Genomic DNA, 12436 nt, shown 5'->3' on the forward strand with positions numbered 1-12436 from the left:
TCGGGTCTCTGCCCGGCGTCTACCCCTTGGTCGACCCGGCCAGCAGGCCGCGCACGAAGTACCGCTGCAGGGCGAAGAACACGATCAGCGGAACCAGGATCGAGATGAACGCTCCGGCCGTGAGCAGGTGCCAGTCCTGGCCCCTGGTGCCGGTGATCTCGGCGAGCAGCTTGGTCATCGGTGCTACGGCGCCATCGGCGAAGACCAACGCCACCAGCAGGTCGTTCCAGACCCAGAGGAACTGGAAGATCGCGAAGGCGGCGAGGGACGGCATCGTCAGCGGGATGATGATCCGGAAGAAGATCTGCCCGTGGCCTGCACCGTCCACGCGCGCGGCTTCGATGACCTCACGCGGAATCTCGGAGACGAAGTTGTGCAGCAGGAAGATTGCCAGAGGCAGCGCGAACATGGTGTGCGCGATCCAGACCTGCGCGTAACCGCCGCCCTCGGTCAGCGATTCCACGACCGGAAAACCGAAGAGCTCGCCTCGCGAGAAGTACTGCAGCAGAGGCACAAGCACCATCTGGATCGGCACGATCTGCAGAGCGAACACCGCGATGAACATGATGTCTTTGCCCCGGAAGTCGATCCAGGCGAACGCGTAGGCCGCCAGGCTGGCGATCATCAGCGGGATCAGGGTCGCCGGGAGGGTGATCGCGATCGAGTTGATGAAGGCCCCGGCGAGGTCGATCTGGCTGTTGCCGGCCTTCAGCACCTCGCCATAGTTGTCGAAGGTGAATCCCCAGTTCTCGAAGATCGTCCACCACCCGGTGGTGCGCACCTGCTGGGCAGGACGAAACGACGAGACGAAAAGGCCGAAGGTCGGCACGGTCCAGAGAACGGCAATGAGCAGCGCGGCAATCGTCGCGCCACGGCTGGTCAGCCGTCTCTTGGTGCGCCGAGGCGCTGAGTCTTCACCACGACGCAGTTGCTTCTCGGTGTCAGCGTCGATGGGCAGCTCGACGGGTACGACGGCGCTCATCGGATCTCCCTCTGCTTCTTGATCTGTCTCGCGTTGTAGACCACGATCGGCAACACCAGCAGGAACAGCACAACGGCAAATGCAGCCGACCGTCCCTGTTCGAAGTTCTTGAACTGGGTGTACATCTCATTGGCGATGACGCTGGTGTCGTTTGCACCGGCGGTCATGGTGCGCACGATGTCGAACACCTTCAGCGAGGCGATCGAGATGGTGGTCAGCACCACGATCAGCGAACTCCGGATGCCGGGGACCGTGACATTGGTGAAGCGCTGCCAGCCGTTGGTTCCGTCGAGCTCTGCCGCCTCGACCTGCTCGGTCGGGACACCCTTGATGGCGGCAGACAGGATGACCATGGCAAAACCGGTCTGCACCCAGATCAGCACCACTATCAGGAAGAAGGTGTTCCAGGGTTCGACCGCGAGGAAGCTGACCGGCTCCCCGCCGAACCACACGACCACCTGGTTGAGCAGGCCGATCTGGTTCTGCTCCGCCGGGCGAGCCGTGTACACGAAGCGCCAGATGATGGATGCTCCGACGAATGAGATCGCCATCGGCATGAACACCAGGATCTTGAAGTACTTCTCGCCACGACTCTTGTCGATGAACACGGCGTAGGCGAGGCCGGCGATCGTTGAGACGATCGGCGCGACCAGCACCCAGATGATGGTGTTCCCCACAGTGCGAATCGCCTCTGGCTGGGTGAAGATCCAGATGAAGTTCTCGAACCCCACAAAACGTTCGCCGCGCGAGTTCATCATCGACTGCACAATCGTCTGGATCGACGGAAGAATCAGTCCGAGCGTCAGGAGCAGCACGGCCGGCCCCAGGAAGCCGAACAACTGGAAGAGATAGCCCGCGCCCTGCTTCGAGCGGTAGTCGAGGAGGAAGAACACCCCGCCAAGCACGGCCGCCGCTGCGGCGGCCCACCAGTACGAACCGACGATGAGCAGGATGGCCAGTGGCCCCAGGATGCACACCGCTAGACGGATGATCGTGTAGATGCGGCCAGAGCGCGGGGCGATCTCGACGAAGAAGAGGATGGCCGCGACCACCACCGCGAAGACGAGGATGACGATCGGAACCTGGGCCAGCGGCGGGAGACCGGCTAACCAGGTGAAGAAGGCTGACATGTGATGCCTCTCGAGTACGACGGTGGACTCAGGACGGTGGACTCAGCGGATTGGCTCCTGTGGCCCGGAGTTATCGAAACCGTACACCAGCCGAGGGCTGTGGGCCGCCCGATTGCTCGCGCGGCCCACAGCCGGTTCGGTTGGTGCTCTGTTCTACTCAGACGGCCAGCCGGCTTCGATGGCGGTCAGCACCTCATCGGTCGGGGTGCCGTTGATCCAGTTGACCATGCCCTTCCAGAAGGTTCCGGCACCGACGGCGCCGGGCATCAGGTCGGAGGCGTCAAAACGGAACACCGTCTTGTCGTCCTGCAGGATGGAAATGGCCTCCTGAAGGATCGGGCTCTGCGCGTTCTTCGGGTCGAGGCCCTTGTTGGCGCTGATCACACCGCCGAGGGAGACTCTGCTGTTCGCCCAGTCTGCACTCGAGAGGTACTCCTGCACCTTCTGGGTGTCTTCATCGTCGGAGAATGCGCCGACGATCTCGCCGCCGCCGGTGACCGCCTGGCCGCCAGCTTCAACCGCCGGGGTGATGAACGCCCACACGTCAGCGTCAGGGCCGACGGTGCCACCGGCATCCGTGATGAAGCCGTCGAAGAACGACGCCTGGTGGGTCAGCGCGCAAGTTCCGTCTGAGATCGGTGTGGCAACGTCAGCGAACTCGGTGCTGTTGATCGAGGCGACGTCACCGAATCCGGCGTTCACGTACGCCGGGTTCAGCAGGATCTCGCCGGTCGCGTCGAACGCGGACTTGATCTGGGGGTCGGTGAACGGAATCTCGTTTGACACCCACTGGTCGTAGACCTCAGGGCCCGCCTGGCGCAGGACCAGGTCTTCGACCCAGTCCGTTCCCGGCCAACCGGTGGCCTCACCGGAGCCGAAGCCGGCGCACCACGGGGCTGCCCCGGTCTTCTCCTGGATGGTCTTGGTCACCGCGAGGAGGTCATCCCAGGTCTCAGGGACCTCGACGCCCCATTCCGTGAACTTCGCCGGTGAATACCAGACGAAGCCCTTGACGCTGGCCATCAGCGGCGCACCGTAGAAGGTGTCGCCGACTGTGCCGTAGGCCTTCCAGTCTTCTGACCAGCCCTCGTCGACGTTGGCTTCAACGCCCTCCGGCGCCGGCTTCAGATAGTCGCGGCTGGCGAGGTCGGCCAACAGGCCAGGCTGCGGGAAGATGGCGAGGTCTGGAGCGTTGCCGCCCTGCGCGCGAATCGAGATCTGGGCCTCGAACTCCTTCGACGCCTCGTACTTGATGTCGATGTCGTTTTCTTTTTCCCAGTCTGCCCAGGATTCTTCGAGGAGTTCGGCCTCGGTATCGGCGATCGTGCCGTACACGGTGACTTCACCGTCTCCGGCCGCGCCGGCTTCTCCGCCGCCTGTGCTGCCCGGACCGCCGGAACAACCAGCCAGGGCAAGGCCGGCGACCGCCGCAATCGCGATAGGTGCTGTGAAACGTCGATGCAGGGATGACCGCATTATTCCTCCTCGTTGAGATCGTGAAAGCGCTCCCACGCTAGCAGCCGGGGCGGCTCTGGGTGAGCAAGCGTTTACAGTCTCAACTTAGGGGCGCCGCAAGACGTCGGCAAGCACCGCGGCACAATCACCATCGGTATTTGCCAAATCGTTATCGGTCCAGAGCGCAGGCGTGGGGCAGGGCGACTCAGTTCGCGTCGGCGACCGCGAGCACTTCCGCCGATTCCAGTGACGTCTCTTTGTGGCCGTCCGCCGCGCGCAGGTGACGATTGCCCACCACGACGATCACCACGGCGATGAGAACGGATGCCGCGCCGGCATAGAAAGGCGCCGCGGGCGAGAGGCCTTCGGCCAGCAGGGTCGCCGCAGGAGGTGCGATTGCGCCGCCCAGGAAACGCACCCCCGAATAAGCGGATGACGCCACCGACCGAGGCAGGTCCGTCGCCTCCATCACACACTCGGTGAGCACCGTGTTCAGCACACCGAGTAACGTCCCGCCGATCACGACGCAGGTGATCAAGCCGACGGCCGAGTCGATCAGCAGCGCAAGGGCAACGAGGTCGGCTGCGAGCAACGGCATCACGAGCCACAGAACGCGCGTGCGCGGCATCCTTCTGGTGAGAACGGGAGCGACCCACACGCTGGTGACGGCCACCGAGAGTCCCCAGCCGAAGAAGATGAAGCCGAGGGTGATGGCGCTGGAGAGGCCGAGGGGCACGAGGGCGAACGGTGTATAAGCGAGCAGCACGAAGAAGCCGATGTTGTAGAACAGTGCTGCGGCGGCGAGGATGCCGAGGGCCGGCCTGGCCAGGGCGCGGAACGGCGCGGAGACCCGGGTCGGAACGGGCTTCGGCCCCTCGGTCTTCAGCAGCGTGACGATGGCGATGAACCCGACGGCCATGAGGGTTGCGGTGCCGAAGAACGGGCCACGCCAGCTGATGCTGCCGAGAAGCCCGCCCGCCAGCGGACCGATAGCCAACCCGATTCCGAGGGCGGCCTCGTAGAGGATGATGGCCGACGATGTGCCCCCTGCCGCCGCGCCGACGATGGTGGCCAGCGCCGTCGAGATGAAGAGGGCGTTGCCGAGCCCCCAGCCGGCGCGGAAGCCGATGATCGACTCGACATCGCCGGAGAGTCCGGCGGCCATGGCGAACACCACGATGAGCGCGAGGCCGATCAGCAGAGTCTTCTTGGCGCCGATGCGGCTGGAAAGCCAGCTGGTGAAGAACATCGCGATTCCGGTGATCACCAGGTAGCTGGTGAACAGCAGTTCCGCCTCTGTCGGTGTTGCCTGCAGGTCGGCGGCGATCGCCGGCAAGATCGGGTCGACCAGTCCGATCCCCATGAACGCGACCACGCAGGCGAAGGCGACGGCCCACACCGCCTTCGGCTGATGCAGGATGCTGCTTGCCCCGTCGGTTGAGGTGGTTGGCATCAATTCTGCCGACTTCTGACTCACTGCCTCACACTTCCCTCTTCGGTTCAACCGGCTTCTTTTCAACCGTGTCCACACGTTGCTGCACGATGTCGACCGCGCGCTGCAGGGTGACGATGTCCTCGGCTGGCAGGTCGGCGAAGAGGGGCATCATTGCGGTGGCCAGTTCGTTGCGCCACTGCGCGAGAGCCGCGTCTCCGACCGGGGTGACGTCGACCAGGCTCGCCCTGGCATCCGTCGGGTCGACGGTGCGGAGGATCCACCCGCGGGCGTCGAGGCTTTCGACGAGTTTGCTCGCGGTCGGCTGTGACACCCGGCTCAGTTCTGCGAGCTCGCCGAGCCGCATCGGGCCGGAACTGATGAGCACGCTCAGCGTTCGCCAGACGGCTGGCGACTCTGTGCCGCCGCCAGCCGCACGAGCAGCGACCCTGGTGAGGCGGTTGTTGACGGAGACCAGGTCGCCGAGAAGGCGGTGGAGGTCGGTGAGCGTGCTGTGATCGGTGGGCATGCTGCAATTCTACATAGCCAGGCTATGTATGCGACACTATGGGGCGAGATTCGAGAACGGCCGGCCCGGTATGAGCCGGGCCGGCCGTTCTGCTTATGCTCAGTGCGTGGTCACCGGAAGTTCCAGTGCGCACCGAGCGAATCGGTATTCGGCGGGTGCGCGGCCCGTGGGGCCGAGTCCGTCGTGAGCGCGGCAACCAACAGGTGCCGCAGTGAGCTGGCGAATCGTCGCCAGCGGGTGGGGTTGTTCATGGTGGATTCATTTCTGCATGCGTGCCCCGTTGCACGGGTGAGCGCGCCAAAATGGCGCACCAAAGTGACACAGGGTGTGAACCGTGCGACGGATGCCGCGCGGCAGGAACCGAGCATCCGCACTTGCCAAAAATGAGCCCAGCCGGAACGGGGGCTTAAACGCCGCAAGGGCGCCGCCCCGTTACGGGGGCGACGCCCTCGGAACGCGGATAACTCGGGGAAGATTCGGACAAACCGAATCTCAACCCAAGGAAACCGCGATCACTGCGTGTGGCTGTCGAAAAGACGACATAAGCCGATCACGCCTCAAGCAAGAACCCCTCTCGGGGCCTCGACTACTTGAGGGTGACGCTGGCGCCTGCCTCTTCGAGAGCAGCCTTCGCCTTTTCGGCGGTTTCCTTGGTGGCACCTTCGAGGACGGCCTTTGGTGCACCGTCGACGACTGCCTTTGCTTCGCCCAGGCCGAGGCTGGTGAGCTCGCGCACAACCTTGATGACCTGGATCTTCTTGTCGCCGACCGTCTCGAGGACGACGTCGAAGGAATCCTTCTCCTCGACCTCTTCTGCGGCGGCGGCAGGGCCGGCAGCGGCTGCGGCAGCAACCGGTGCGGCGGCGGTGACCTCGAAGGTCTCCTCGAATGCCTTGACGAACTCGCTGAGCTCGATCAGGGTCAGGCCCTTGAACTGCTCAAGCAGCTCTTCCGTTGAAAGCTTTGCCATGATGTTCTCCTTAGTTGTTGAAATTACTCACCGCGGTACTGGGCTGATGCCTAGTTCGCGGACTCCTGCTTCTCACGCAGCGCATCGACCGTGCGAACGGCCTTCGACAGCGGTGCGTTGAACAGATATGCGGCTCCGAACAGCGAGGCCTTGAAGGCGCCGGCAAGCTTGCCGAGCAGAACTTCACGGGACTCGAGGTCGGCGAGCTTGCCTACCTCTGCGGCGGAGAGCGGGTTACCGTCGAAGTAACCGCTCTTGATCACCAGAAAAGGGTTTGCCTTGGCAAAGTCACGCAGGGTCTTCGCGACGGCGACAGGGTCACCGTGTACAAAGGCGATTGCAGACGGTCCGACAAGCTCGTCGTCAAACGAGCTGATGCCGGCATTGTTCGCCGCGATCTTGGTCAGCGTGTTCTTTACCACGGCGTACGTGGCGTCCCCACTGATGGACTTCCGCAGCTCCTTGAGCTGGGAAACAGTGAGTCCGCGGTACTCGGTGAGCAGAACGGCGGTCGAGCTCTGGAATTTCTCCTGCAGCTCGGCGACCGATGCTTCCTTGTTCGCCATGGCGCTCCTCAAATGTTTTCATGTGCCGGTAGCCCCTGGCGCAGACATGAAAAAAGCTCCGGCACAGGGCCGGAGCTGGGAGCAGCTTTCACTGCGCTTTACTTCGAATCCTGCGCGGGCCGTTCACGTGAATGAACCTTCGATTGCCGTTCTCATTTCTGAGCACGGCAATAACCGGCGGTCTTTGGCTTTGTCACACGCTACCGGATGCGACGCACAGCGTGCAAATCGATCAGTCACGTCCGTCACTGATTGAGGGGCGAGCTCGCGAGCGTCTGCTCGAAATCGGCCGGGTCGACTCGCGTCAGCCCTGGTATCCCGTCAAAGGCGCGGTCGGGCGAGACGATGCGCTCAATACCGTAGACGAGTGCGGACGCGGCGTGGACCGCATCGCGCCCACGAATCGTCGGAATTCGTTCGATGAGACTCATGCTCAGGTCAAGAACCTCGCGATCAAAATTCAAGAGCGTGCAAACCGCGGAAACGTCTCTCCCGTCTGCGGCTGCGAGGGACCTGTCTCCGGTACGCCGTAAGCGATGATGCACGAGTTCCTGAATCATCTCCACGCTGGCATACGGCCTAAAGGCGCCCTTCGCGGCTGCATTCATTACACCGCGGCAGACGTCGCGGTAGCGGTGGTCCTCACCAAGCGCATAAATAGCAATCGCACTGTCCAGCAGGATCGCCTGTTCAGTCACGGCAGGTCGCGCAGGTATTCACGCTCGAATGACTCCTTTTCCTCTTCCCAGTCGATGGGACGGGAATCGGCGTGAGCATCTGCTCGAGCGAACAGCCTCTCTACTATTTCTTGCCGAGATTGTCGCCGCCGGGCAAGGCGCTCATCGACGGCTTCCCGAATGACGGCTGCAACGCTTTGCCGCTCAGCCGCGGCCTCAGCTTCCAACGCGGCGTAGCGCGCGGGATCGAACAGCACCTGCACCCGGCGATCAAGAGTAGCCATGCACATACAGTAGCATGTGCATGTCCTGCACCGACTGGTTATATGGGTTCAGAGAGAACTGGCATCCTCCCGCGACGGGCGTTTACGCTGGAACGATGACTTCGAAGAAGCGCCCGAAGAACCGCGCCCCGCATCGCACGAGCACCCGCAAGCCTTCCTCAGTGCCTCCGCGCCTCGCCGCGGTGCCAGGCGAAGATGAGCTGCCGGAGTTGGATCTGCTTGCCGGTCTCGACGACGCCCTGCGCCAGCCGCATCCGTTCGCCCTTCTCGCCCAGGCCAGCTCGATCATGGCCGCACTCGACGAACGACAGAAGGGACACCCTGCCGCAAGGGCCGACCCCGAGGAGCTCGGCATCTCCCTCACGGAGCTGTGCGACAGCTTCATGGACGTGGGACTGCGCCAAACGGATGCCCTGCTCAAGGTGATCGAAGCGATGACGCCCGACGAACTCCTGGCCGAACGCATTCGCCGCTCCGTCGCAGAAAGGAAGCTCCCGATTCCCGGCTGGACGCTACGGCTCGAGCAGGCCGAGCCCCACAGGATCGTGGAAATGCTCCACGTGCTGCGCGACGGCGACAACGTCTGCATCGGAGTTCACCTTCCGAACGACCGCGAACTCAGCATCATGATCTACATCGACCACAACCTCGGAACAGTCGTGAAAGACGCATTCGTTCTCGATTTGCCCGTCGAAGACGTGATCGCCAGATGGGCTGAGATCGACAACTCGGACGACACAGAAATTCGGGAACTCTCGTTCGCTGATGCCAGAACCCGGATCACCGAGGCCACCTTCAAGGGTTCCATCACCTTTCCTCCGTTCGAGACAGAGACCTGGCCTGCCTGTCGACCGCTGGTCGAATGGATCGTGTCGAAGTTGCCAGAGGGTGGGAAGGAGTACGAGCGCCCGGAGTGGAGTGCCAAGCAGTTGGCCGAACTGACCGACGACTTCTTCGACTCAGAGTTCGGCCGCCGACTCGATGACGACGACCATCGGTCGCTTCTCGAGTCGATTCTCTGGTTCGGCACCGACTACGGCCCTGGCGACCCGCTCCGCTGGAGCCCCGTCTCTGCGGAGATCGTGTTGGGCTGGATGCCGAGGAAGGTGGTGGGACCGGTCGACTTCCTCACCAAGACGCCCGATCTGCTCCGCGCATTCGTCAGGTTCTCTCATGCCGCACGTGGCATCTCTGCTGATCTCACTCTGCAGACTCTCGCGGCGGTTGACGAATTCGAGTCCGACTTCCATGGCGCCATCCGTTCTCAGCCTCAAGACGCGGAGGCAATCCTTGAGCAGCTGGTCTCCGGAGGTGGTCCGCGACTGGGTGTGGAGAACGGCTGGCTGTCCGGCGGCCTGATCACCGACGAGGACCTCCTCACCAACTTCGCCCTGGCGATGGTGGGCAGCAGGCGCGCGCTTGACGAGATCGACACGATTCCGCTTCCGAACGAACCATTCGACTGGGACGGCCTGCCGAGCGATATCCACGACAAGGTCGGCGAGGTGGTCACACTCGTTGACGGATGCAGCGACGAATTCTTCGACGTCGAGTTTCGAACCGCGTGCCGCCGGTTTGTTCACCGCGTCGCGACGGCCGACCCGGCCGTGTTCCGCGGCAAGGCGCGAGCGCACACCACGGCAGCGGCCGTCTGCGTGATCATTGGTCGAGCGAACGACTTTTTTCTCGGCGATCCCGGTGAGGTGCGGGTCAAGGACATTACCGCCCGGTTGGGCGTCGGCCCCAATGTCGCGGCGCGCGCCGACCCCATGCTCCGAGCCATCGGCGCCGACGAGTTCGCCGGTGGGCGAGAACTCGGCGACGCGGCATTGCTCCTGGCAGACACTCGTGAGCTGGTCATCCGGTTCCGAGATCAGCATGACGTGACCTGACGGCGCCTGCCCGTGCGCCCTTTGTGTCGCCTGCGACCGTGATGAGGCGACACCTGGGGCGCACGCGTCGACAAGTCGACGGCAAAGTAGTTGACAAGTGTCCACTAGATTTATATAGTTGACTGTTGTCAATTACCAGCAGGAGTCAGATGTCACGCGCCGAGCGCCCCGTACGAGCACCAAAACCAACCACGAAGACCGTCTCAGCCGACGGCACGATGAGCCAACGCCAGGTGCTCGAGGCGCTGTCTGGCCTCCTCCTCGGCATGTTCGTCTCGATCCTCGCCGGCACCGTGGTCAGCACATCGATGCCGCTGATCATCTCTGACCTCAAGGGCGACCAGTCCGCATATACCTGGGTCATCACCGCCACCCTGTTGGCGACAACGGTTTCCACCCCGCTCTGGGGCAAATTCGCCGACCTGTTCAACCGCAAGCTGCTCATCCAGCTCGCCCTCATCGTCTTCGTGCTCGGCTCCGCCCTGGCCGGCTTCTCGCAGGACACCGGCACCCTCATCATGTTCCGGGTGCTGCAGGGCCTCGGTGCCGGTGGTCTGGCCGCGCTCAGCCAGATCATCATGGCCGACATCATCAGCCCGCGAGAGCGCGGCAAGTACGCCGGCCTGTTCGGTGCGGTCATGGCGCTCGGAACCATCGGCGGCCCGCTGCTCGGCGGCGTGGTGACGGATGCCTTCGGCTGGCGCTGGAACTTCTTCATCGCGCTTCCCGTTGCGATCGTCGCCATCGTGCTGCTGCAGCGCACCCTGCACCTGCCGAAGATCGTCAAGCGCGTGGTGAAGATCGACTACCTCGGCGCAGTATTGCTCACCGGAGGAATCTCCCTGCTGCTCATCTGGGTGACGCTGGCCGGAAACCAATTCGAGTGGACATCCGTCAGCTCGTTCGTCATGGTGCTCGGCGCAGCCGTGCTGCTGATTGCGGCGGTCATCGTCGAGTTCCGCGCGAAGGAACCGATCATACCCCTCGCGTTGTTCAAGAACCGCACCTTCACTCTCTCGGTGATCGCCAGCATTTCAGTCGGCGTCTCGATGTTCGGAACGTCGGTCTACCTGGCGCAGTACATGCAGCTCGCCCGCGGTGCAACACCGACAGAGTCCGGCCTGCTCACGATCCCGATGATGGGCGGCCTGCTCATCTCGTCGACCCTCTTCGGTAACCTGATCAGTCGCCGGGGCAAGTGGAAGGCGATCATGGTGTCCGGCTCTGTGCTGGTCGTGGCCGGGTCGGTGCTCCTGGGCAGCCTGGACTACCAGACCAGCCTCGTGCTCGTTGGCATCTACATGTTCATCCTCGGCGCCGGCGTCGGCATGATCATGCAGAACCTGGTGCTGGTCGTGCAGAACACCACCGAGGTGTCGAACCTCGGCGTCGCCACCAGTGGCGTCACCTTCTTCCGCAGCCTGGGCGGCACCATCGGAGTCTCCGTGATGGGTTCCGTGCTCGGAACCTACGTCGCAGACCACATCAAGGACGGCATGGGCGATCTCAGCCCCGCCGACCAGGCGACCGCGGCCCAGACGCTGGGCGGCGGCACGATCCCCCACATCGATGCACTCCCCAGTGCGCTTCGGATGCTGGTCGAGTCGGCATACGGTTCCGGCGTCGGACTGGTGTTCCTCGTGGCCGTCCCGCTCGCCGTGATCACCCTGATCATGGTCGCGCTGATGCCGAACATCCCGCTCGGCACCAAGAACGCGATCGACCTCCAGCGCGACAGGCAGGCTGCACATGAGGCCGAGCTCGAAGACGTCGAAGACACCCTGATCGGGGTGAGCGCGGGATACGTTGCCCTCAGCCCAGCCGGACAGGCGCATCCGACCGGTTCCGTGCGGGTCATCGACAGTGCCCACGACGGTTCTGGATCGCCGGCCGCCCGGTCGTCGGCGGCTCGCCCGTCGGCGGGCGACTCGGATGGCCATCGGTAGCCTGTGATCATGACGGATATGGCCCACATGGATGCCGCGGCGGATGTGACGGCGGACGCCGCGACGCAGGCAGCGATCACGGACGTCGAGGAGCAGATGACCGTGCTCGCCGGTCACATCAGGGCGAGCATCCGCGATGCCGCCGTGCGGGTCGATCCGACGCTGCAGCCTTTCGGTCTGAAGGTGCTGCGGATGCTCGCGCGGTGCGGGCCCCTCCAGGCCGGCTCACTGGCCGACCAGATGATGGTCGACCGAAGCGTGATCAGCAGGCAGGCCCGCCAGCTCGAGGAACTCGGGTTGATCGAACTTCAGGCAGACCCGGCAGACGGTCGCGCGCGCATCATGGCGCTCACGCCGCTCGCGAAGACCCGTCTCCATGAGGTGCGCGTCGGAAACGCTGCGCTGGTGCACACGCGGCTGCGTTCCTGGCCGGTCGACGACCTCCAGCATTTCGCCGCGCTACTCGCCCGCCTGAACGGATCTCCGGAGGAATAGCCGCCCCGCGCTGCAGCCGCGCCATCCCATCGCTCTCTCCGCGCACCCGCTGTTGGACACTTCGTGGTCCCCGGATTC

At 63.7% G+C, this 12436-nt stretch carries 13 protein-coding genes; 3 read left to right on the forward strand and 10 right to left on the reverse strand.

What is annotated here, in order from left to right; all coding sequences use genetic code 11:
* Window positions 1-19 precede the first annotated feature (19 nt).
* From K323_RS0106315 to K323_RS0106360, 10 genes are all read right to left on the reverse strand, one after another.
* Window positions 20-982, reverse strand: coding sequence for a carbohydrate ABC transporter permease (locus K323_RS0106315; RefSeq protein ID WP_022884443.1), 963 nt, complete (start codon window positions 980-982; stop codon window positions 20-22).
* A complete protein-coding gene (locus K323_RS0106320) occupies window positions 979-2112 on the reverse strand; it encodes a carbohydrate ABC transporter permease (protein WP_022884444.1) in 1134 nt (377 codons plus the stop codon). The genes K323_RS0106315 and K323_RS0106320 overlap by 4 nt, the downstream gene beginning before the upstream one ends.
* A gap of 153 nt (window positions 2113-2265) precedes the next feature.
* Window positions 2266-3588 carry an ABC transporter substrate-binding protein gene (locus tag K323_RS0106325; RefSeq protein ID WP_022884445.1) on the reverse strand — a complete coding sequence of 441 codons (1323 nt, stop codon included), beginning with the start codon at window positions 3586-3588 and terminating at the stop codon, window positions 2266-2268.
* A 184-nt stretch (window positions 3589-3772) separates the two neighbouring features.
* A complete protein-coding gene (locus tag K323_RS0106330; protein WP_022884446.1) occupies window positions 3773-5020 on the reverse strand; it encodes an MFS transporter in 1248 nt (415 codons plus the stop codon).
* Window positions 5021-5048: 28 nt separating this feature from the next.
* Window positions 5049-5528, reverse strand: a complete 480-nt coding sequence (locus K323_RS24570; protein ID WP_022884447.1) for a MarR family winged helix-turn-helix transcriptional regulator — start codon at window positions 5526-5528, stop codon at window positions 5049-5051.
* A 110-nt stretch (window positions 5529-5638) separates the two neighbouring features.
* A complete protein-coding gene (locus K323_RS29760; RefSeq protein ID WP_022884448.1) occupies window positions 5639-5779 on the reverse strand; it encodes a hypothetical protein in 141 nt (46 codons plus the stop codon).
* A 335-nt stretch (window positions 5780-6114) separates the two neighbouring features.
* Window positions 6115-6498 carry a 50S ribosomal protein L7/L12 gene (gene rplL, locus K323_RS0106345; protein ID WP_022884449.1) on the reverse strand — a complete coding sequence of 128 codons (384 nt, stop codon included), beginning with the start codon at window positions 6496-6498 and terminating at the stop codon, window positions 6115-6117.
* A gap of 50 nt (window positions 6499-6548) precedes the next feature.
* A complete protein-coding gene (rplJ, locus tag K323_RS0106350) occupies window positions 6549-7064 on the reverse strand; it encodes a 50S ribosomal protein L10 (RefSeq protein WP_022884450.1) in 516 nt (171 codons plus the stop codon).
* A 245-nt stretch (window positions 7065-7309) separates the two neighbouring features.
* Window positions 7310-7762 (reverse strand): type II toxin-antitoxin system VapC family toxin, encoded by a 453-nt coding sequence (locus tag K323_RS24575; RefSeq protein WP_022884451.1) that lies wholly within the window; start codon window positions 7760-7762, stop codon window positions 7310-7312.
* Window positions 7759-8025 carry a hypothetical protein gene (locus tag K323_RS0106360; protein ID WP_157509367.1) on the reverse strand — a complete coding sequence of 89 codons (267 nt, stop codon included), beginning with the start codon at window positions 8023-8025 and terminating at the stop codon, window positions 7759-7761. Before K323_RS0106360 ends, K323_RS24575 begins: the two co-directional genes overlap by 4 nt.
* A gap of 95 nt (window positions 8026-8120) precedes the next feature.
* Between K323_RS0106360 and K323_RS24580 the strand changes: the two genes are divergently transcribed.
* From K323_RS24580 to K323_RS24585, 3 genes are all read left to right on the forward strand, one after another.
* Window positions 8121-9917, forward strand: a complete 1797-nt coding sequence (locus K323_RS24580; RefSeq protein WP_022884453.1) for a DUF6398 domain-containing protein — start codon at window positions 8121-8123, stop codon at window positions 9915-9917.
* A 218-nt stretch (window positions 9918-10135) separates the two neighbouring features.
* On the forward strand, window positions 10136-11863 hold the full coding sequence (locus K323_RS0106370; protein WP_051147252.1) for an MFS transporter: 1728 nt from the start codon (window positions 10136-10138) through the stop codon (window positions 11861-11863).
* 9 nt (window positions 11864-11872) lie between these two features.
* On the forward strand, window positions 11873-12358 hold the full coding sequence (locus K323_RS24585) for a MarR family winged helix-turn-helix transcriptional regulator (protein WP_033372572.1): 486 nt from the start codon (window positions 11873-11875) through the stop codon (window positions 12356-12358).
* Window positions 12359-12436: the final 78 nt, after the last annotated feature.

It is taken from the genome of Glaciibacter superstes DSM 21135 (genome assembly GCF_000421145.1).
Lineage (GTDB): Bacteria > Actinomycetota > Actinomycetes > Actinomycetales > Microbacteriaceae > Cryobacterium > Cryobacterium superstes.